This is a genomic window from Erythrobacter sp., assembly GCF_038133525.1.
Lineage (GTDB): Bacteria > Pseudomonadota > Alphaproteobacteria > Sphingomonadales > Sphingomonadaceae > Qipengyuania.
This window is the reverse complement of the sequence record NZ_JAYPTL010000058.1, coordinates 1-20,485: the sequence shown is the minus strand read 5'-3', so window position 1 is coordinate 20,485 and position 20,485 is coordinate 1. Positions and strand designations below refer to the sequence as shown.

Here is a 20,485-nt window from a genome sequence, read left to right as displayed (position 1 = left end):
GAAGACGATGCAGGGCGCGTTCTTCTTGGCTTGTTCGAACATGTCGCGCACGCGGGACGCGCCCACGCCGACGAACATTTCGACGAAGTCCGAGCCCGAAATGGTGAAGAAGGGTACGCCTGCTTCGCCCGCGATCGCCCGGGCGAGCAGGGTCTTGCCGGTACCCGGCGAGCCCACCAGCAGCGCGCCCTTGGGAATCTGTCCACCGAGCTTCGAGAAACGATGCGGATCGCGCAGGAACTCGACGATCTCTTCGAGTTCCTCGCGTGCTTCATCGATGCCCGCGACATCGTCGAAAGTGACCTTGCCCTGGCGTTCGGTGAGAAGCTTGGCCTTGGATTTGCCGAAGCCCATGGCTCCACCGGCTCCGCCACCCTTCTGAACCTGACGCAGCGCGAAGACCGCGATGCCAAGGAGCAATACGAAGGGGAGAATCTGGACCAGAATATAGAGGAACAATCCGGTTTCGGCCGTCTTGCCGGAATATTTCACCCCATTGTCATCCAGCAGCCTGGTGAGCGTCGAATCCGTCGGGACGGGTATGGTCGAAAAGGTCTCGCCGCCTTTGAGTTCACCAACAATGACCTTGTCGGAAATCTCTACCGATTTGACCGTGCCCTCGGCGACCTTCGCCTTGAAGTCGGAATATTCGATCGGCGTGCCGCTACCCGTGGTTCCACCACCGAAGATCGAGACGACCATCAGCAGGGCGAGGAAAATACCACCCCAAATCATAAGGCTCCTGACCCAAGGATTGGGGCCATTGCCTTCGGGCTCTTGCTGTGGGTTCTGCTCGCTCATGCGCAGGGGTCCTTTCGTTCCCGATTATGTAGGATGGACCGGGTGAATGGCAAGTTGACCGAAGGAGCAGAATTTCCGGCTTCAGCCAGCGATCCGTTCGATCAGCCAGAAGCTACTGGTGATGCCGATCGCATAGGTTGCCAAACGCAGGGCGGGGACTTCAGCCATGGGCGCCGTTCGACATAGTGCCGCGCGCAGGATCAGCACGCCCAGGATTACCAGCAGTTGGCCGGCCTCAACACCCAGATTGAAGCTCACCAGCGCGGCCGGCACTTGTCCCTCTGGCAGGCCGATTTCATGCAGCGCGCCCGCAAAGCCGAAGCCATGCAGCAGGCCGAAGACGAACGCCACGAACCACGGAAGGCGGCGCGCCAAAGTATCGCGTCCGCCCTTGGCAAGCTCGACGGCAAGGAACACGATGCTGAGCGCGATCAGCGCCTCGACCGGACGCTGGGGCAGTCCCGCAAAACCCAGCGTGACCGCTGCAAGCGTCAGCGAATGCGCGACAGTAAAGGCGGTTGCAGCTTTCACCACCGGCCACGCCTGCGCAACCAGCAGCACCAGCGCGACGACGAACAGCAGGTGATCCCAGCCGGCAAGGATATGCTCGACCCCGATCACGAAGTAGCTGCGCCAGACCTGCGCCGCTACGGGGCGAACCGCGATCGTCGCGGTGGGTTCCGCCGCCGTCAGGCGATAAACCTGTTCTGATCGGCCCAGCGGGGCAATCCGCAGGATCGCATCACCCTGCCCGGTAAGGCGGGGCCAGCCAACCGATCCGCCGGCAACATCGCCGGAGCAGGCCACTTCCGCCGATCCGATCACCGCCAGCGCTGCCATCTCTCGCAACGGTTCGCCCACGATACGGCAACCTTGCGGCAAGATCGGCACGGCGAAACGGTCATCGGCCGGGCTGCTCAAGGGCTGCTTCCAGGCAACTCGCCAGCCATGCGAGTCCCGCTGTTCAAACTGGATCGATACCGGGCGCAACTCATCCGCCAGGGCTGGCGATGCACCAAGCAGCATGAGCAGCAACGCGCCAAGCCAGCGGTTCATGGCTGTCGAACCGAATAGGCGTCTCGCAACACGCGATAGGCACGCTCGCGCCGCTCGACGATTGTCTCGCTGCGCCAATCGGCTTCGACTTGCTGCCGGATCTCCGCCAATGGCGGAACGCTTCCGACATCGCGGGCGCGCAAGCGCACGAGGTGCCAACCGAAGCCCGAGGGGATCGGGCCCTGCCAATCCGGCGCAGGAGCAAGCTTGGCCAGTTCCTCGGCAAATTGCAGACCGAAGACTTCGCGCATCTCTGCACGTGGCATCGCTTCCACGCTGCGTGGCAGGCTGATCGGATTGCCGACCACCCGGCCTGAGGCAAGCGCGGCACGCGCGGTTTCCTCGCTGGCGTACCAGGCCTGATCCAGGCTGACCGTTCCGCCATCGACGAAGCGTTCCGGATGAGTTTCTAGCCAGTTTTCCAGCGTGGCGTCGGAAACACCGGCGGTTTCGGCGCTGGCCGCGGCCAGTTCGTCCATCTTGGTCGCCAATCGGCGCCGAACGACTGGATCATCTGCGTCGAGGCCGAGCCGCAGGCCCTCGCGATAGAGGACCTCTTCGCGCAGCCAGCGCTTAACCAGTCCGTCCAGTTCTGAATCGGTCGGCGCACGGCCCATCATCCGCTCAAAGCCTGCTGCAATCTCCGCCTTCCGGCCGGCATCGATCACGATCGTGCGATCGGTCGGTCCATAGGGATTGCCGAACCAGCCGATCAGTACATAGATCGCGGCGCCCGCGAGGAGGAAATGGACCAGCGGTTCGCGCAACCAGCCGCGGATCACGTCTTTCCTGTGCCTGCCTTGGCGGCGGGCCGCAGCCACACCGGTGAGCTATAGGCACGTTCCTGCGCAACCGAGGCTTCGATGACCTCTTCTGGCAGTTTGAGGCCAAAGCGCTTCGCGTCGAACAGCACCCAGCGCGGGGTAGGGATTTCGATCAGGCGGACGTAGTAGAACGCGCGTTGGCCAGAGCGATAGTCGGGGTCGGTCCAGGTCGCGCGTAGCTGCGCTGCACCGATCGTGTTGGTGTAGCTCGCATTGGCGCGGTCGACCGTGTCGCCGACCGCCGGAATCTTCCCGGCAACTCGCGCGCGCTTGCCGTCCATGTCCGACCAGGCGACATCGTAGATTTTCTCCTGAGCCTCGCCATTGGCATCGATCCAGCCTTTGACCACCTGCATGCGGTCAAGGTTGGCGCCATCGGGATCCTTGAGGGCGGAGATCAGGAATACCGGAGCCTTGCCGGTATCGATCAAGTCGCCACCCATCGGCACCCCGCGGGTGTAACCGGTGCGCACCCAGTCACCATCCCAGTCACTGGCAGTGAAATCGAACCCTGCAAACAGGCGCAGGACCATGCGCGGCCCGGTGGTGGCATAGGTTTCGCGGCGCTTGAATGCGTCGAAAATCTCCGCGCGCGTGTTGCCTCGGGCCCAGGCGGCGGCATAGCCGCCGGCAAGGTAGTGCCAGCCATACCGCCCCTCGCGCGTTCCAAGGTTCTGCGGCTCCATCGCGCGGCCCGGCCGTGGTTCGACCCCGGTATGCTTGCCGAAGAAATTGGCTTCATCGCCGGTCGACAGCGCCGTGTGGCTGTCGGTCGAACCAATCAGGCCGAAGGCGTAGGGATTCACGCCCAGCTGTTGCTCCAGCGTAAGCCCGCGCAGCAAGGCGGAACGGACATAGGATCCAGGCAACATGTCGGGCGTGGATTTGCGCGTGAGCGGCAGATTACCCAGTTCCCAGCCAGCAACGCCGAAGCCGGCGAATTCGTCATTGGGTGAAAGCAGCGGATGCGTCTCGCTATCGCCCTTGATCTGCGTCGCTTCGACTACGGGCTCATGGCCAGCGCGGCGCTTGGCAAATTCGGCCGTCATGGGGACCCCGCCAGGCGCAGTCATCTCGAACATCAGGCCGTTCGAAAGGTTCGAATTATGCGGGATGGCCAGGACATGGCCACCGGTGTTCTTCTCATAGGCCTCCATGTAATCCCACAGCTGCTCGACCTTCATGTCGAGGCCGGGGAAAGGCACGACCTGGCCGGTCTTGGCGCTGCCGTCCCTGAACATCACCACGCGATGGAGGTTGTTGCCATCGGGCATGAGGCTCCATTCGAAGCCTGCGAAGGCAGTGAACTTGCCCGGCTCGTTGTAGCGATCGAGCAATGCGACATGGTTGGTCCACAGGTCGCGGGTCGCCTTGGCCTGTTGCACCGGATCGCGCAGTGCCTCGGGAATCTGGTTGTTCGCCGCCGCGGTGATCAGCTCGGCAACCGCTCGCTGCGACTGCTCGGGGCTTTCATGCATCATGTCGTGCCAGCGGCGCAGCGTCGGATCGCCGACCAGCAGCCGCGGCGCATCATACAGGCGCCGGGTCGCGCCCATCGCGTCCGAGTGATCGGAGATAACGAGGAAGTCGAGCGGCCGGTCAAGCTGGGCGTCGAGCCCGGTGGTGGCCACCACCTTCTCGCCACGCGCAAACTTCAGGGCATCTTCCGGGCCAAGCCGCACGCCGAAACCAAAGGCATCGACGGATATGTCTGTATGAAGATGGGTGTCGCCCCAATAGGGCCGGTCGGGAAATTCGGCGAGCTTGATCGTGTTCTCGCCATCGCCCTGTTGCGCCTCACTGGCTCGCGGTCCGATTCCCGAACCGCAACCTGCAAGCGTGGTGCACGCCAACGCAACCAGCAAAGCCTTGCGCATATATCCCCTCCCGGTTTCTCCTTGAAACCGGGTTTGCGCCACCGACTGGCGACCGTCAACCGATCAGAAGGGTGTCAGGCGGGCTTCCTTTGCAACAGTGCAGCCCTCTCGCAGCGACACACGACCTCGCCGCGCTGGTTGATCGCCTCGTGCAGGAAGGTGACGATCCCGGCATCAGGTCGTGACTTGCTTTCCTTGAGCCCCACGACCTCGCTGGTGGCATGCAGCGTGTCGCCGATGAACACCGGCTTGGGCATCACCAGCTTATCGTAGCCGAGGTTCGCCACCAGCGTGCCGAGCGTGGTGTCGCCCACGCTCAACCCGACCATCAGCGAAAAGGTGAAAGTGCCGTTGACCAGGATCTGCCCGAACTCGCTGGCCTTTGCCGCCTCGATATCGAGGTGCAAAGGCTGCGGGTTGTGCGTCATGGTCGTGAACAGCAGGTTGTCGGTCTCGGTGACCGTGCGACGGATCTCATGCGTGATCCGGTCGCCAACCTGCCATTCGTCGAAAAAGCGTCCAGCCATCAGGCGACCATCACCGACTTGACCTCGAGGAACTCGTGGAAGCCGAACACGCCCCATTCGCGGCCGTTGCCCGACTTCTTGTAGCCACCGAATGAGGCATTCATGTCGTAACCGCCGTTGATCGCGACACGGCCCGCGCGGATGCGCCGCGCAAGCTGCTTTGCCACCTCGGTGTCTTCGCCCATGATATGCGCGGCCAGGCCGTATTCGGTGTCGTTACCGATACGCACGGCGTCATCGTAGTCCTCGTAACCCAGGATGCAGAGCACCGGGCCGAAGATTTCTTCCTGCGCGATGGTCATGTCATTTGTGACGTCGGCGAAGACGGTCGGCTTGACATAGTGCCCCACTTCGAGGCCCTCGGGCTTGCCGGGTCCGCCAGCGACCAGCGTCGCGCCTTCTTCGATACCCTTGTTGATCAGACCCTGGATCTTCTCCCACTGTGCCTTGGAGACGACCGGACCAATCGTGGCATTGCCCTTGGGATCGCCCGGGATGACGCTCTCGGCGGCTTCCCTGGCAACGGCCTTGGCCTCTTCCATCCGCGCCTTGGGCACGAACATACGGCTGGGCGCGGTGCAGGTCTGCCCTGAATTGCCCATCATCGCGGTGGTGCCGCGGGCGACCGAGCGCGTGAACGAGCTGTCATCGAGAATGATGTTCGGGCTCTTGCCGCCCAGTTCCTGTGCCACGCGCTTGACCGTGTTGGCGGCATTGGCAGCAATTGCGATGCCAGCGCGCGTCGATCCGGTGAAGCTGATCATGTCGATGTCCTCATGACCCGACATGGCGGTGCCGACGCCGGGGCCGTCACCGTTGATCAGGTTGAAGACGCCCGCCGGCACGCCGGCCGCATGCAGGATCTCGGTAAAGATCGCCGCGTCGAACGGCGCGATCTCGGACGGCTTGAGGATCATGGTGTTGCCGGTCGCCAGCGCCGGGAAGACCTTGCAGGCAATCTGGTTAAGCGGCCAGTTCCACGGGGTGATCATGCCGACCACGCCGATCGGTTCGTAGAGGTGCGTGGTATTGCCGCTGGCCTTCTCGAACTCGAAATTCTCGAGGATGCCGATGGCGGTGGCGAGGTGACCCGAAAGCAGGCCGGTGTGCGGGCCGCTGGCCAGGCTCATCGGAGCGCCCATTTCATCGCTTACCGCGCGGGCGAGATCTTCCTTGCGCTTGTCGATCTCGGCCAAGATTGCGCGCATCAGGTCGAGCCGTTCGTCCTTGGTCGAAAACTGCCAGCTTTCGAAGGCGCGCCGTGCCGCAGCAACGGCCTTGTCGACATCGGCAGCGCTGCCGAGAGAGATGTGGCCGATAGTCTGTTCGGTCGCGGGATTTTCGACCGGAACCGTGTTCGGGGTGACCGGATCAACCCACTGACCGTCAATGTAGAACTGCGTGTACTCGTACATGGGGGGACTCTCCTTCTCGGCCAGCGGCTCTAGCCTGCCTTCGACCAGCGCTCAACGACTGCTTCGCCATCCTCGGCACTATCCCGGATGGTTCCGGGCGTGCGATCGAAACGCGGGGCAGGTGCGGTGTGCCAGCGCCCGCCGTGTTCGACGAAGGCGCCGCGCGCCTTCATGTGGGGATGATCTTTCGCCTCGTCCAGCGGCACCACGGGCGCGAAGCACGCATCGGTGCCTTCGAGCAGTTCGCACCACTCGGCCTGCGTCTTCGTCGCGAACATCGCCGCGAGGTCTCCAGCATAATCATCCCAGTTTGCGGGGTTCATCTGGCCTTCGCGCAGCTTTTCGGGCGCATCGGCGCGTTGCAGCAGCTCGGCGTAGAATTGGGGTTCGATTGCGCCGACGCTGATTTCTTTGCCATCTTTGCACGTGTAGCAACGGTAGAAATGTGCCGCACCGCCCAACAGGCCCGCCCCGCGGATGGTGGTGCGCAGCGCGCTATGCGGTTGGCCATAGAAGAAGCTCATGAGGCTGGTCACGCCATCGACGATCGCCGCATCGACCACCTGGCCCTTGCCGCTCCGCTCACGTTCCCACAGCGCGGCGAGGATGCCGAGCGCGCAATACATCGAACCGCCACCAAAATCGCCGACGAGGTTCTGCGGCGGAACGGGCAGGTCGTTGCGCTTGCCGATCGCGTCGAGCGCGCCGGTGATCGCGATGTAGTTGAGGTCATGCCCCGCGGCCATGGCGAGCGGGCCTTCCTGGCCCCAGCCGGTCATGCGCGCATAGACCAGCCGCGGATTGGCGGCGAGCATTTCACCCGGCCCCAGACCGAGGCGCTCCATGACCCCCGGGCGAAAGCCCTCGATCAGCACATCGGCCTTGCCCAACGCGTCCTTGACGAAGGCAATCCCGTCGGCACTCTTGAGATCGACCGCCGCACGATGGCGCGCACGTTCGACCACCGTGTTCATGGGAACATGCCCCTCACGCTCGATCCGCACCACTTCGGCACCCATGTCGGCGAGCAGCATCGCCACATGGGGACCCGGCCCGATACCCTGGAATTCGACCACCTTGAGCCCGGTCAGCGGACCCTTGCTTGTGGAATCGGTCATGCGCTCATCTCTCCCTTTGCGTGCGGCCTGCATGCCAAGCCGCGCGATGGGTTGCAATTGCGAACGCGAATTCGCCTCTGCTTCAGTCCCAATCGACCTGAGAAAGCAGCTGGCGCGCACGCGAAAGATGCGGCCGATCGAGCATGCCGCCCTTCCAGCCGATCGTCCCCGCCCCGGGATTGGCTTCGAACAGGTCGACGATCTCGCGCGCATGGGCGATTTCGTCTTCCGCAGGGGTGAAAGCCTCGTTGATCACCTCGACCTGTGCCGGGTGGATCGCCAGCATTCCGCGGAACCCGGCACGACGCACGCCCTCTGCACGGGCCTTGAGCCCATCGCTGTCACGGAAATCGGCCTGGATCGTCTCGATCGCCGGGACGCCCGCCGTCGCCGCACCCAGCAGGCACAGGCTGCGGGCAAGCTCGTAAGTGAAGGCAAAACTGCCGTCAGGATTGCGGTTGCTCTGCGCACCGATGGAATCGGCCAGGTCCTCCGCCCCCCAGGTCAGCGCAACGAGGCGCGGCGCACCCTTGAAGTCACCGGCGTGGAACATGCATTCGGCCACTTCGGTGAGCAGCACGATCACCGGGGTCGAACCGCAGTCGATGCCATTGGCGACTTCGAGCGCCGAGAGATACTTGTCGAGCGCCTCGACATCCTGCCGGCCATAGGCCTTGGGCAGCATGATCCCGCCGGGCCTGCCGGGCATGATCGCGGCAAGATCCTGCAGCGTGTAAGGGCCGTCCAGAGGGTTCACGCGCACGAAGATGCGGCTGCGTGCGGCAGGGTTGGCGTCGAGAAAGCTGCGGATCAACTCGCGCGCGGCCGGCTTGTTGTCGGTGGCGACAGCATCTTCGAGATCGAAGATGACCACGTCGGCGGCACCCTCCACCGCCTTCTGCATCTTCCGCTCGCTGTCGCCGGGGGCGAACAGCCATGACCGCATCTTCATCGCGAGAACCTCTCTCCAGCTCTTGCCCGATGCCACACAGCTTTTGCGCGACGATTGCAAGAGCCAGGGCGGCTACTTTACCAGCGCGCCACCCTTCATCACATGCGCCACGCTTTCCAGAACGCGAACATCGGCCAGCGGATCGCCTTCAACCGCGATCATGTCGGCAAACTTGCCCGGCGCGATCGAGCCAAGCGTGTCGGCATGCCCAACCACGGTGGCCGCACTCAGCGTGGCGGCGCGGATCGCCTGCGCAGGCGTCATGCCATTGGCGACCATATAGGCGAACTGGCGCGCATTGATCCCGTGCGGATAGACCCCGCTATCGCTGCCGAAGGCGAGCGGCACGCCGAGTTCGACCGCGCGGCGGAAATTGTCGCGCTGGATCTGCGTCGTCTCGCGGTTCTTGCGCAGATATTCTTCGGGCCAGCCTTCACGCGTGCCCACCTCGTCGATCCAGTCCCCGTTGAAGACATCCATCACCAGCCATACGCCGTGATCCCTGGCCATTTGCAGGCCTTCCTCGTCGATCAGGCTGGCATGTTCGATACTGCGCACGCCCGCGCGAATGGCCGCCTTGATCCCTTCGGCGCCATGCGCGTGCGCGGTGGCGTAGGAACCACGTTCCTCGGCGACCGCGATGGCCGCGCGCATCTCATCCTCGGTCACCTCGGGTTCGCCGGGTTCGGTACCGATTGCCAGCACCGCGCCGGTCGCGATGATCTTGAGGAAGTCCACCCCATGATCGAACAGGAATGTCGCCTTCTCAGCCGCCTCGGTCGGGCTGGTCAGGACCCCAAACCGCATATCAGCGGGCAGTTGGTCGTTGGGCACCACGCCGTTCAATTCGCCCCCGCCGCCCGGATGGGTAAGGTAGGCCCCGGCCACGAACATGCGCGGACCGGGCACCAATCCGCGATTGATCGCATCGCGCAGCGCCACATCGGTCAGGCCGCGATAGGTACCCACATCGCGCACCGTGGTGAAACCAGCCTCAAGCGTGATCTTCGCATTACGCGCACCGATCAAGGCGGTGAGCTGGGGCGAAGTCTTGAACGGCAGCGCGACATCGGCGTCCTGCCCAGCGTCGGCCAGGTGGGTGTGCAGATCGATCAGGCCCGGCAGGACGGTATAGGCCGACCAATCGACCCGCTCCGTTCCTTCGGGGGTCGCGCCGCAAGGCTCGATCCGGGTGACTTTTTCATCCTCGACCAGGATGCATTGTCCATATGCCAACGCACCCGTCTCGACATCGAGCAAGTTCCCCGCTTCGACATAGAGCGATCCAGCCGAGGCTGGCGTGGCGACCAGTGCCGCGGCGAATGCGAGCGCCCTCATTTCGAGGTCAGCTCGGTCAGCAGAACGTGATAATAGTCGATGCTCTTGCCGATATTGCCAATCGGCATGCGTTCATTGAGGCCATGCGAATAGTCGTCGCTGTCCTTGGTGAAAGTGCCGCTGGCGCCATAGCTGGGCACGCCCAGGGCGCGGTACCACATCGAATCCGAAGCCCCCGATGCCTGCGAGGCAATGATGGGCACATTGCCGAACGCCGCATGCACCGCCTTGGTCGCAGCATCGACGAAGGTCTTGTCGTACGGCGAGGCATCGGCCTCCACGACATACTCCGCATTGACCTCCTCGATCGTCAGCGCAGGCTCGTCGGCGACGCTCTTGAGTTCGGCGATAATCGAGGCCTTCGAATGGCCCGCGAATATGCGACAATTGACGTAGCCGGTGGCGCGCTGGGGCAGCGCGTTGAGCCCGTGGCCGCCCTCGATCATCGTCGGTACGCAGGTGGTGCCGATCTTGCCGATATAGGCCGGATTGCCGCGCAGCACCGCAATCGCCGCCTTGTCGGTCGGATCCTTGGCGAAGGCACGCATGGCAGCGGCCAACAGGGGATCACCCTCGAAATCGGCGGCCTTGGTGAAATAGTCGCGGGTGATGTCATTCACCTCGGGCTGGAACCGGTAGGCATTGATCCGTGCGAGCGCGGCACCCAGTTGCGCAATGGCGTTCTCGTCGCGCGGGGTCGAGCTGTGACCGCCGGGGTTGGTCACTTCCAGCTTGAAGTCGCCATAGGTCTTTTCGGCTCCCTGCCAGCTCCAATAGGCAGGCTTGCCGGTTTCCTCGTCGAGCAGGCCCGAAGCGCCATCGACATTGAGCACCAGCCTAGCATTCTTCAGCTGCTCGGCGATCATCTTGGAGGTGATCATCGTCGTCTCTTCATCGCCGGAAAAGGCAAGGACGATGCTGCGCCTGGGCTTGAACCCCTGTTTGCGCAGTTCGATCACGGAAACCATCGCCTGCACGGCGTCGAATTTGGTATCGCTGGCGCCGCGCCCGAAGAGGTAGCCATTCTCGACCACCGCAGTGAAGGGATCGCGCTCCCAATCCTCGGGCTTGGCTTCGACCACGTCCATATGCGCGGAGATGACGATCGGGCCCAGCGTGGGATCGCTGCCTTGCCAGGTTGCGATCAGATACGCCGTATCGTCGACCGGTACGATCTCGATTTCATCGGCTGACCAACCCGCCTTGAGCAGCGTTTCGCTGAACAGTTCGGCGACCTTGCCGGTCTCATTCCCCTCACCCCGGACCGACCTCATACCAATGGCCTGCTTCGAAAGGTCGATGACCTGTTGCACCGCCGCCGGTGTGCTCTTGGCTGCGGCAGGCGTTGCGGCAGCGACCGCGATCAGGCTGGCAGCAATCAGGGTGGCGCGCATGGTCGGGAATCCTCTCTCAATTTCAGGCAGGCGTAGCACCACAGGCGGCGCCATCGAAGATGCTAAATCGCGGAAAAACGGCGCCAGTTACCGCGATCGAAGATGACTTCGCGCGCGCAATTGTGGCCGGGCGCACCAGTCACCCCGCCGCCGGGATGGGTGCCTGCACCGCACATGTAGAGCCCCTTGACCGGCCCGCGATAGGCGCCGTTGCCCAAGACCGGACGTGCCGACCACAGCTGGTCCAGGCTCATATGCCCATGCATGATATCGCCGCCGACCAGGCCGAACTTCTTGTAGAGGCCCTTGGGGCTGAGCACCTGCCGCCCCAGGATCGAGGCGCGGAAACCGGGCGCGTGCGCCTCCACCGTGTCGATGATCGTATCGGCGGCCGCATTTTCTTCATCGTCCCAGTCGCGACCATCGGGCAGTTCCGGCGCAAATTGCTGGCAGAACAGGCTGGCGACATGCTGCCCTTCGGGGGCGAGGCTGTCATCGACGGTGCTGGGGATCAGCATCTCGACGATCGGCTTCTTCGACCAGCCATAAGCCTTCGCGTCGAGGAAAGCCTTGTCCATGTAATCGAGCGTAGGTGCCAGGATGATCCCCGATTGGTGATGCTCGCCCGGCTCGGGCAGGCAGGTGAACTTGGGCAGCTCGCTCAGCGCCACGTTCATGCGGAAGGTACCCCCACCCGCCTTGAAGCCACGCATCCGGCGGCGGAAATCCTCGGGCTGGTGGCTTTCGTCGAGCATCTTGCCATAGAGCAATTTGGGCCCGACATTGGCGATCACGCGCTTGGCCGCGATCTCCTCGCCACTCTCAAGCTTGACCCCGGCAACCGCATCGCCGTCGACCAGTACCGCGGCGACCGGCGCTTCGAGGCTGATCTCGACCCCGCACTGACGACAGACGTCGGCCATGATCTGGGTGATCGTGCCCATGCCACCGATCGAGTGACCCCAGGCGCCCTTCTTGCCGTTCACTTCACCGAAGACATGGTGCAGCAGGACATAGGCGCTGCCGGGCGTATCGGGTGAAGCGTAATTGCCGACAACGGCATCGAAGCCGAAGGCGGCCTTGACCGCTTCGCTCTCGAACCATTGGCCCAGGAAGCTGGTGGCCGACTTGGTGAAAAGATCGAGGATATCGCGCTTCGCTTCCAGCCCCAGCTTGGCCATGCCCCAGCCCTGCGAGGCACCGGCCAGGAGCGTGCGCAGCCCTTCGCCGACATTCGGCGGCGACTTCAGCGCGAGGTCGCGCAGTACCTCGGCCACACCCTCAAGCGCGTCGTAATAGGCAGGCAGCGCTTCGGCGTCGCGATCAGAGAACTTGCGGAATTCGGCCTGCGTACGCTCAAGCCCGCCGCCGAGCTTGAGATAGCCGCCATCCTCCTGCGGCAGGAAATTCGAGATCGGCCGCTCGATCACGCGATAGCCATGGTCGTGCAGCCGCATGTCGCGGATGACCTTGGGCTGGAGCAGGCTGACGGTATAGCTCGCCACCGAATTGCGGAAGCCGGGATGAAACTCCTCGGTCACCGCCGCGCCGCCGACGACATCGCGCCGCTCGACAATGCGAACCTTGAGCCCGGCCTGGGCAAGGTAGAAAGCGCAGACGAGCCCGTTATGGCCCGCGCCGATGATCACGGCGTCGTATTGCTTGGTCATTTATGGCTCCAGCCAACAGGGGGTTGCTGTTCGAGGCGTGCCTCGGGAATGATGTCGCGCATGCGCTTGCAGAAATGCTTGAGGCACACCTCCTTGTCGGAGAGCGGGCCCATCGAGAAGCTGCGCGATGCCATGCCGTCCTGTACGCGAGTGATCAGGGCGGTATCCTCGGCATTGACCTGCCGGTTGATCCGCCAGTTGCAGTAGCGCGCGGCGCGCATCTCGCGGCGATTATCGGGCAGGACATAGCTGATCTCGCGGATCAGGCAGGTCGTGGGGCCGGTCGGCAGCCACTGCATGAAATCGACCTGGTCGGGATAGATGTCGAAGGCGACATTGGGCCACAGCTTGAAATAGAGCCAGTGGCGCTGGCTTGCCTCGGGCAGGTGCGGCACCGGCGGAAGCAGCTTCTGGTACATGCGCTCGGACCAGTTGGCACTCTCGCGGTCGACCATGTCGCCCCACATGCGGTCGACATTCGCCTCCGCCTCGACGCCGTAGCTCTTGCCGAACAGGCGGGTCAGGCCCGGGTGCGCCACCGGGATATGCAGCCCGTCGGAATAATTGTCGCCGACGTTCTTCCAGTTCACATCGCGCGGGCGCAGGGTCACCCGCCCCAATGCTGACAGCTCTTCGAAGCGGTAGGGTTCGACCATCGCCTCATAGGGCGCCATCATCTCTGCAACGCTCGGTCCGCCATCATCCTGCAAGCGGACGAAGACGAAGCCGCGCCAGATTTCGAGCTCGACCGAGACGAGCCCCGCGCGACCCTTGTCCAAGGTGGGATAGCTGGCGCTATCGGGCACGCCGGTCAGGCGGCCGTCGAGGTCATAGGTCCAGGCGTGATAGGGGCACACGAGCTTCTTCGCGCAGCCCACTGCGCCGTCGACCAGCCGCGATCCGCGATGGCGGCAGACATTGGTGAAGGCCCGCAGGACATCGTCCTTGCCGCGGACGACGATGACGCTTTCGCCGCAGTAATCGAGCGTGTGCCAATCGCCGTGGTTGGGGACATCGCTGGCGTGGCAGACCACCTGCCAGCTCGGGCGGAAGATGCGGTCGAGTTCGAGGCGGTGGAACTCCTCGTCGTGATAGGTCCAGGCGGGCAGGCTCCACCCGTCGAGCGGGTCTGGTTGATGAAATGCATTCGCCTGCGTTGCCATTTGCCGCTCCTTACTATACGTTCGTATAACAAGCTTGCCATGGCGACACAACCGGCCTTTACCCGCGCCGACCCGGACGAACGGCGGCAGAGCCTGATCGAGGCGACCGCACGCGTGCTGGGCGAGAAAGGCGCGGCCGGCGTATCGGTGCGCGCGATCTGCGCCGAGGCGGGCGTCTCCCCCGGCCTGCTGCGCCACTATTTCGCCGGGGTCTCGCAAGCGATGGCCGAGGCCTATCGCTGGACCGGGCAACGCATCGGCGAAGCACTCGACGCTGCGGTAACCGCGGCCGGGCACGAAGCGCGGGCGCGGGTCCTGGCCTATCTCACCGCGAGCTTCCGCCCGCCGATCGCCACGCCCGACCTGCTCGCCAGCTATGTCGCCTTCTGGAGCCTGACCCGCAGCGACACTTCGGTCGCCGCCGTCCGCGCCGAGGTCTATGGCGATTACCGCACACGGCTCGAGAGACTGCTGGCCGAATGGCGCCCCGATCTTGGCGATCCGCAATTGACCGCCATCGCGCTGACCGCGCTGATCGACGGGCTGTGGCTCGAACTCTCGCTGGGTGACGCACCCTTCACCGCCGCGCAGGCCAGCGCGCTGGCCGAACGCTGGCTCGATAGTCTTTGCGGGTGACGCAAAAAAGGGCCGGGGTTTCCCCCGGCCCATTCACGGTGAGCCCTGCGCTTCGACCTAGAAGTCGAAGCCGGCCTTGATACCGACGATCCGCGGCTTGATCACCACGTCGTAGAACACGCCGCCGGTGGAACTGATGCCATCCGGGTCGCCACAAGTGGTTTCGAGGCACTGCTCGCCGCTGTTGATCTCGCCGCGACTGTCGAACAGATTTGTCGCGAAGAGTTCGAAGCGGAGGTTGTCCTTCTTCACGCCGATGCTGGCGTCGAAGGTGGTATAGGCCCCGAACGTTCCCTTGAGGTCGTTCTCGAACGGCCGCAAATCGCTCCGCCGCTTGCCGACATGCGCCAGCGCGCCCTGCACATGCGCATCCCAATCCCCAAGCGGGAATTCATAGCGTGCGATGGCATTGCCCTTGAACTTGGCGGTGATCGGCAGTCGCGTACCCGACGGCGCCAGCAAGTCGTTGTTGGCCGGGGTCGTACAGTCGAAGTCCTCGTTCGCGATCGCGCAGAAGTCGCGACGGATCTTGGCATCGTTGTAGCTGCCCGAAAGCGACAAGGTCAGGCCATTGGCGCGATAGGTCAGGTCGGATTCGACACCGCGAATGCGCGCGATCCCGGCGTTGCGGATCTCGGTCAGGCCGTTGAGACCCAGGAAGGACAGCTGGATGTCGTTCCAGTCTTCCTGGTAGATCGCACCGTTGAAGGTGACATCACCGAAGCGCGTCTTCCACCCGAACTCGTAGTTGTCGAGCGAGTCCGGACCATAATCGACATCGCCGCGGCGGTTGATGCCGCCCGGCCGGAAGCCCTGCGACCAGGTTACATAGACCAGCGCATCCGGGTTGATCGTATAGGTCGCATTGAGCTTGTAGATCGCGTCCGTATCAGACGTGACCTTGTCGAGGTTGGTACACGGCGTACCGTCCACGATCGGCGGAGCCAGCGTCCCGGTGGGGTTCTGGTTGAGCGGCGTACCGTCGGTGGTGAAGCAACCCGACACACCGGTTCGCGAAGAAAAGTTCCGCGCGTAGCCGAAGAAGCCGACCAGCGAGTTCTTGTAGCGGTAGACGCGGGCACCGCCGGTCAGCGTCAGGTTATTGGTGATGTCGAAGCTGAGCTCACCGAAAGCCGCATAGTCGCGGTCGACACGATCCTGGCGGGTCAGCCAGATATTGCTCTCGGTCCCTGGCACCGTATTGATGTCAGCAATATTGTCGATGATGTAGTTCTGCTCGATCTCGTGCTTCTGGCGCTGTGCGAACAGGCCGCCGATGAAACGGACCGGCGCATCCTGCGGGCTCGAAACGCGAATTTCGCCGAAATAGCGACGGTACTTGTCGCCGCCTTCAATGTACTGGTTCGGGCTGACGAGATCGTAGTTGTTGTCGTAGAAATAGGCCCCGTAGCCATACAGCGCGTCGTAGAAATAGGCGTAGTCCGAATAGTCGGAATCGGTCCGGTCACGGCGCCACAGGTGGCCACCGGTGGCAACCAGGTCCCAATTGCCGATCTTGCCTTCGATGGTCAGCGCGGCCTGGAGCCATTTGTCCTTCGAATATTCGGGATTGTACTGCACGGTCTGCAGGTCGCCGTTGACTGCGGTCGAACGCTCCTGCGCGAAGCTGCCATGCGCGGTCTGCACCTGGCCCATGACGGTGGGGCGAACGGTCCAGTCGTCGTTGAGTTCGATACCCAGGGCAACGCGGGCACCGTAGGTGTCGACATCGTTGTAATCGTCCTCGACGAATTCGGAGTTGTCCTGGGTGATGCCCGATGTCGGATAGGTCCGACTTCCGGCGATGTTGTCGATGTAGCCGCCATCCTTGCGGTACCAGCCGACCACGCGCAGCGCGGCGCGATCCGACAGGGCGAAGTTGTAGAAACCTTCGATCGTGCCGCCAATATCGCCATGCGCAACGCTGTTCAGCTCGACGTCCATGGCGCCGTAATTGTCGCCATAGTCGGGCTGGTTGGTGACCAGCTTGATGGTACCGGCCATCGAGCTTGCGCCATAGAGCGTGCCCTGCGGACCCGCGAGCGCTTCAACGCGGGCAAGGTCATAGGCATGAATGTCGAGCGCGCCCTGGATGGTCGTGATCGGCATTTCGTCGAGATAGGTACCCACGGTGGGCAGCGATGCCGAGTGGTTCGCGTTCTCGCCGCTGGCGACACCGCGGAAATAGACCTGACTGAAGCCGGGTGCGGCGGTCTGGATGGTGACCGAAGGCAGGAACTTCACGACATCCTGCAATTCGCTGACCTGCAACTGGTCGAGCGTTTCGGTGCTGAGTGCGGTGATCGATGCCGGCACGTCCTGCAGGTCCTGCGCGCGCTTGTTTGCGGTCACGATGATCACGTTGCGATCGGCTTCGCCCTGCGCTGCATCAGCTGCGTCCTGCGCAAAGGCCGGTCCGGCGACCGTCATTGCGGTCCCGGCGAGCAAGCTCGCCGCCATGCTTAGGCGACGGGTCGTGCGCTCGAATGCCATAATTTCCTCCTTGGGTTTCGTCCCTGTTACCTATCCGCCACTTTCCGGCGCGATTGCCAAGCCTTCTCCGCCGCAGTGCGTCGAATCCTCACAGCTTTCCGTCGAACCTATGGCGTTTATGCAACGACTTCATGCCGTCACGCGCAATTTTGCTGTCAGCGCGCGTATGTTTCCGACAGATCGCCCAATGCGGCCTCGAGCGGACCAAGCCACGCGCGATAGGGTTCCCATTGCCCCACCCCGTCGCGATTGATCGGTCGACGAACCTGTTCAGAAGACGCGGTGCGAACAGCGCGCTCGTTGCGGTGAAATTCCATACAGGCTTCTTCGAACGGCAGGCCGAGATAGGCCAGCAGCGCACGCACCTCGGCCTCCGGATCGTCCAGCAGTTGCTCGTGGATCACCTTATGGATGCGGCCCGGCAACACTGCAGTGTAGTGGTCCATCGCCCGGACATAGTCCGCGTAATAGCGCCCGATATGATCGAGCGAATAGGAGAAGCCCTGCCCCTTGGCGAAGTGCTGGCGGAAGTTCGAAAAGCAGCAATCGAGCGGATGCCGCCGCGCATCCACGATCTTCGCATTGGGCAGGATCAGGTGGATGAAGCCGGCATAGCTCCAGTTGTTGGGCAGCTTGTCGATATAGAAGGGCTTGCCTGTCTTGCGTTGCACCCGCGTGCGATCGAGGAATTCGGCACCCAGTTCGGCGAAGCGTTCGCGCGGCATGTCCGCCACCGCATCGGGCCAGTCGCGCAGCTCCCCGCCTGACTTCTTCGCCTCGCGCATGGCCATGGCGGGGATATCGGGCAGCTCCATGGTCCCTTCGACCTGGCTGTGGCTGGCGAGGATCTGTTCAAGCAGCGTGGAGCCCGCGCGCGGCAGGCCAAGGATGAAGATCGGATCAGGCGTCGGATCGCCCACGCCTTCATGTGCGGCGATAAATTCCGGGGTCAGCACAGCGATCATCCGATCGACCTGGTCGGTAATCGCCTGCGGGTCATAACCCAACTCCTCGCTGCGCAATGCGTTGCCACGCTCGTAGTGCGTAAAGCTCGGCTCGGCCTGCTTGCGGTCGGCATAGGCCTTGCCCAGCGCGAAGTGCAGGTGCAGCGCGTCTTCATGCGCGGGTTCGCCCGCCAGCGCAGCCTCCATCGCCGCGACATCCTCATCGGAAAACCTGACCGTCTTGAGGTTGGCGAGGCTCCACCAGACTTCGCCTAGGTCCGGCTGGACCGCCAGCGCGCGGCGATAGGCGGCCACGCCTTCTTCCTGCCGCCCCACGGTCTTGAGCATGTGGCCATAGCTCATCTGCAGCTTGGCGTGATCGGGGAAGGTCTCGGTCAGCTCGCCATAGAGCTTGAGCGCCTCGTCATAATCGCCGATCCGACCCAGCGTGGCGGCCATGAGATTGCGATTGCCGGGGCTCGCCGGATCGCGATCGAGCACTTCGTCGAGCACCTTGGCCGCCTCTTCGTAGCGGCTCTGCTTGTAGAGCACATTGGCCAGGTTGGCCCGCGCCGCGGTGAAGCCCGGAGCCAGATCAAGCGCCCGCCTGAGCAGTTTCTCGCTATCGCCCAACCGCCCGATGCGTGCTGCTAGTTCGGCCATCAGGCGGATCGCAGCCACATCGGTGGGCTGCTGCGACAGGCGCTGGCGCAGCACGGTCTCAGCCTCGCTCAGCTTGCCGTCGGCCAGTGCCACGGCGATGCCGATCATCTGCGGATCGTGGGTGGTTGCGCGGATTGCGGCCAGTTCCGCCGCTTCGGCCGCCTCGATATCGCCCAGCTTGCGCAGCGCGCGGCCCATCAGCCGGTGCGCGGGCGCATTTCCCGGATCGCGGGTGAGCGCGGCATGCAGCCGCTCGACCGCCGCGACCGGATCGCTCTCGACGAGCGCGGCGATCGAAATTGGCTTGGTTGTGGGTGCGCCGCTGGCCATGGCGTCGCCTAACATGCTGCCTGATACTGTCAAACACCTGCCGCGGCGTGCCCGGGTGGATTGACGCCCTCCCGCCAGCCGCGCACAAACCCGGCAACAGGGATGAGGAATTTCAAGCAGTGACTGGGACAGGACCTCGACTGGACGGCCGGACCGTCCTCATCACCGGCGCCTCGGGCGGGCTGGGCGAACGCTTCGCGCGGATCTGCGCCGCGGCAGGTGCCAGGGTGGTGATCGGTGCGCGACGGACCGAACGGCTCGAAGCGATCGCGGCGGAGCTGGAAGGACAGGGCCAGCCGGCGCTGGCGATCCCGCTCGATGTCACCGACCCGGTTTCGATTGCTGCCGCCTTCGACGCGGCAGAGGCGCGGTTCGGGCCGGTCGACAGCGTGATCGCCAACGCTGGGGTCGAGAAGTCCGGCCCCGCACTCACGCTCACCGCCGAGGATTTTGACGCGGTCTTCTCGGTCAATGCCAAGGGGGTGTTCCTGACTGCCTGCGAAGCGGCGCGGCGGATGATCGCGGCCGGGGTGGCCGAACGCGGCAGGGTGTTGCTCGTCTCCTCGATCACGGCGCATAGCGTCGCGCCGGGGATTGCGCCCTATAGCGCTTCCAAGGCCGCGGTCAGCCACATGGGCCGCTTGCTGGCGCGCGAATGGGCACGCACGGGCCCCAATGTGAACTGCATCTCGCCCGGCTATATCGCCAGCGACATGGTGGCCGACTGGTTCGCCAGCGAAGGTGGCCAGCGCCATCTCAAGAGCTTTCCGCGCCGCCGCCTGGTCGAAGAAGACGGGCTCGACGGGGCGGTGCTCTACCTGCTTTCCGACGCGGCGAAGAACACCACCGGGGCGGATTTGACGGTCGACGACGGCCAGTCGCTCTAAACCGGCGACGAAGGCCGCTTGACGAATCAAACGATCATTTCAAATATGCGTTTGCAACTCTGGGGAGAGCAGATGCAATGGAAGAGGCCAGCCAGCCGATAGATGGACGCACGCCGGTTCTGGTGGGCGCGGGACAGGTCACCAGCCACTGGGCGGGCGAAGACGCGGCGAGCGCACCCTCGCCGCAGGACCTGCGCCGCGATGCCGCAGCGCTGGCGCTGGCCGATAGCGGACGGGGGGACGCGCTGCGTGGGGCGATCGACCTGATCGTCGCCGTGCGCACCACCCCGGATTCGATCCCCGGCGCGCCGCAGCCCTTCGGGCGCTGCGCCAATCCGCCCGCCACCGTCGCCGCCGATCTGGGCATCGCCGGGGCGCGCGGCATCTATTCGCAGCT

At 63.9% G+C, this 20,485-nt stretch carries 17 protein-coding genes; 3 read left to right on the top strand and 14 right to left on the bottom strand.

The genetic code is table 11. The annotated features are described in order from the left end of the window. The 12 genes from AAFM29_RS13850 to AAFM29_RS13795 all read right to left on the bottom strand — a co-directional run. On the bottom strand, window positions 1-801 hold an 801-nt coding region (locus AAFM29_RS13850), incomplete at its 3' end, for an ATP-dependent metallopeptidase FtsH/Yme1/Tma family protein (RefSeq protein ID WP_341713378.1). Between the two features lie 81 nt (window positions 802-882). Next, window positions 883-1,857 carry a HupE/UreJ family protein gene (locus AAFM29_RS13845; RefSeq protein ID WP_341713377.1) on the bottom strand — a complete coding sequence of 325 codons (975 nt, stop codon included), beginning with the start codon at window positions 1,855-1,857 and terminating at the stop codon, window positions 883-885. Then, window positions 1,854-2,639 carry a peptidylprolyl isomerase gene (locus AAFM29_RS13840; protein WP_341713376.1) on the bottom strand — a complete coding sequence of 262 codons (786 nt, stop codon included), beginning with the start codon at window positions 2,637-2,639 and terminating at the stop codon, window positions 1,854-1,856. The genes AAFM29_RS13845 and AAFM29_RS13840 overlap by 4 nt, the downstream gene beginning before the upstream one ends. Beyond that, window positions 2,636-4,558, bottom strand: a complete 1,923-nt coding sequence (locus tag AAFM29_RS13835; RefSeq protein WP_341713375.1) for a DUF3604 domain-containing protein — start codon at window positions 4,556-4,558, stop codon at window positions 2,636-2,638. The genes AAFM29_RS13840 and AAFM29_RS13835 overlap by 4 nt, the downstream gene beginning before the upstream one ends. A 74-nt stretch (window positions 4,559-4,632) precedes the next feature. Further along, window positions 4,633-5,085 carry a MaoC family dehydratase gene (locus AAFM29_RS13830; protein ID WP_341713374.1) on the bottom strand — a complete coding sequence of 151 codons (453 nt, stop codon included), beginning with the start codon at window positions 5,083-5,085 and terminating at the stop codon, window positions 4,633-4,635. Beyond that, a complete protein-coding gene (locus AAFM29_RS13825) occupies window positions 5,085-6,500 on the bottom strand; it encodes an aldehyde dehydrogenase family protein (protein ID WP_341713373.1) in 1,416 nt (471 codons plus the stop codon). The genes AAFM29_RS13830 and AAFM29_RS13825 overlap by 1 nt, the downstream gene beginning before the upstream one ends. A 29-nt stretch (window positions 6,501-6,529) precedes the next feature. Beyond that, a complete protein-coding gene (locus AAFM29_RS13820) occupies window positions 6,530-7,618 on the bottom strand; it encodes a CaiB/BaiF CoA-transferase family protein (RefSeq protein WP_341713372.1) in 1,089 nt (362 codons plus the stop codon). An 82-nt stretch (window positions 7,619-7,700) separates the two neighbouring features. Continuing rightward, window positions 7,701-8,570: a CoA ester lyase gene (locus tag AAFM29_RS13815; protein WP_341713371.1), complete on the bottom strand. Its 870-nt coding sequence runs from the start codon at window positions 8,568-8,570 to the stop codon at window positions 7,701-7,703. Window positions 8,571-8,642: 72 nt separating this feature from the next. Then, window positions 8,643-9,908, bottom strand: coding sequence for an amidohydrolase family protein (locus AAFM29_RS13810; RefSeq protein WP_341713370.1), 1,266 nt, complete (start codon window positions 9,906-9,908; stop codon window positions 8,643-8,645). Then, the gene (locus tag AAFM29_RS13805; RefSeq protein ID WP_341713369.1) at window positions 9,905-11,302 is read right to left on the bottom strand and encodes a M20/M25/M40 family metallo-hydrolase; all 1,398 of its coding nucleotides are present in this window, start codon (window positions 11,300-11,302) and stop codon (window positions 9,905-9,907) included. Before AAFM29_RS13805 ends, AAFM29_RS13810 begins: the two co-directional genes overlap by 4 nt. Before the next feature lie 62 nt (window positions 11,303-11,364). After that, window positions 11,365-12,972: an NAD(P)/FAD-dependent oxidoreductase gene (locus tag AAFM29_RS13800; protein ID WP_341713368.1), complete on the bottom strand. Its 1,608-nt coding sequence runs from the start codon at window positions 12,970-12,972 to the stop codon at window positions 11,365-11,367. Further along, window positions 12,969-14,135, bottom strand: a complete 1,167-nt coding sequence (locus AAFM29_RS13795; RefSeq protein ID WP_341713367.1) for an aromatic ring-hydroxylating dioxygenase subunit alpha — start codon at window positions 14,133-14,135, stop codon at window positions 12,969-12,971. Before AAFM29_RS13795 ends, AAFM29_RS13800 begins: the two co-directional genes overlap by 4 nt. A gap of 39 nt (window positions 14,136-14,174) precedes the next feature. Between AAFM29_RS13795 and AAFM29_RS13790 the strand changes: the two genes are divergently transcribed. Beyond that, entirely contained in the window at window positions 14,175-14,771 is a 597-nt protein-coding gene (locus tag AAFM29_RS13790) for a TetR family transcriptional regulator C-terminal domain-containing protein (RefSeq protein ID WP_341713366.1), read from the top strand. A gap of 57 nt (window positions 14,772-14,828) precedes the next feature. Here AAFM29_RS13790 and AAFM29_RS13785 read toward each other — a convergent pair whose 3' ends face one another. Next, on the bottom strand, window positions 14,829-17,264 hold the full coding sequence (locus AAFM29_RS13785; protein ID WP_341713365.1) for a TonB-dependent receptor domain-containing protein: 2,436 nt from the start codon (window positions 17,262-17,264) through the stop codon (window positions 14,829-14,831). 155 nt (window positions 17,265-17,419) lie between these two features. Beyond that, entirely contained in the window at window positions 17,420-19,216 is a 1,797-nt protein-coding gene (locus tag AAFM29_RS13780) for a sulfotransferase (RefSeq protein WP_341713364.1), read from the bottom strand. Between the two features lie 104 nt (window positions 19,217-19,320). On the opposite strand from AAFM29_RS13780, the gene AAFM29_RS13775 reads away from it, so the two are divergent. After that, window positions 19,321-20,088 (top strand): SDR family NAD(P)-dependent oxidoreductase, encoded by a 768-nt coding sequence (locus AAFM29_RS13775; RefSeq protein ID WP_341713363.1) that lies wholly within the window; start codon window positions 19,321-19,323, stop codon window positions 20,086-20,088. A 77-nt stretch (window positions 20,089-20,165) separates the two neighbouring features. Further along, window positions 20,166-20,485, top strand: a 320-nt coding sequence (locus tag AAFM29_RS13770; protein WP_341713362.1) for a hypothetical protein, incomplete at its 3' end; no start/stop codon positions are given.

What these genes read in the sequence shown, in the direction of transcription:
- AAFM29_RS13845 (WP_341713377.1), bottom strand. Translation starts at nt 1,857, where the DNA reads ATGAACCGCTGGCTTGGCGCGTTGCTGCTCATGCTGCTTGGTGCATCG.
- AAFM29_RS13835 (WP_341713375.1), bottom strand. Translation starts at nt 4,558, where the DNA reads ATGCGCAAGGCTTTGCTGGTTGCGTTGGCGTGCACCACGCTTGCAGGT.
- AAFM29_RS13830 (WP_341713374.1), bottom strand. Translation starts at nt 5,085, where the DNA reads ATGGCTGGACGCTTTTTCGACGAATGGCAGGTTGGCGACCGGATCACG.
- AAFM29_RS13825 (WP_341713373.1), bottom strand. Translation starts at nt 6,500, where the DNA reads ATGTACGAGTACACGCAGTTCTACATTGACGGTCAGTGGGTTGATCCG.
- AAFM29_RS13820 (WP_341713372.1), bottom strand. Translation starts at nt 7,618, where the DNA reads ATGACCGATTCCACAAGCAAGGGTCCGCTGACCGGGCTCAAGGTGGTC.
- AAFM29_RS13815 (WP_341713371.1), bottom strand. Translation starts at nt 8,570, where the DNA reads ATGAAGATGCGGTCATGGCTGTTCGCCCCCGGCGACAGCGAGCGGAAG.
- AAFM29_RS13810 (WP_341713370.1), bottom strand. Translation starts at nt 9,908, where the DNA reads ATGAGGGCGCTCGCATTCGCCGCGGCACTGGTCGCCACGCCAGCCTCG.
- AAFM29_RS13805 (WP_341713369.1), bottom strand. Translation starts at nt 11,302, where the DNA reads ATGCGCGCCACCCTGATTGCTGCCAGCCTGATCGCGGTCGCTGCCGCA.
- AAFM29_RS13800 (WP_341713368.1), bottom strand. Translation starts at nt 12,972, where the DNA reads ATGACCAAGCAATACGACGCCGTGATCATCGGCGCGGGCCATAACGGG.
- AAFM29_RS13795 (WP_341713367.1), bottom strand. Translation starts at nt 14,135, where the DNA reads ATGGCAACGCAGGCGAATGCATTTCATCAACCAGACCCGCTCGACGGG.
- AAFM29_RS13790 (WP_341713366.1), top strand. Translation starts at nt 14,175, where the DNA reads ATGGCGACACAACCGGCCTTTACCCGCGCCGACCCGGACGAACGGCGG.
- AAFM29_RS13785 (WP_341713365.1), bottom strand. Translation starts at nt 17,264, where the DNA reads ATGGCATTCGAGCGCACGACCCGTCGCCTAAGCATGGCGGCGAGCTTG.
- AAFM29_RS13780 (WP_341713364.1), bottom strand. Translation starts at nt 19,216, where the DNA reads ATGTTAGGCGACGCCATGGCCAGCGGCGCACCCACAACCAAGCCAATT.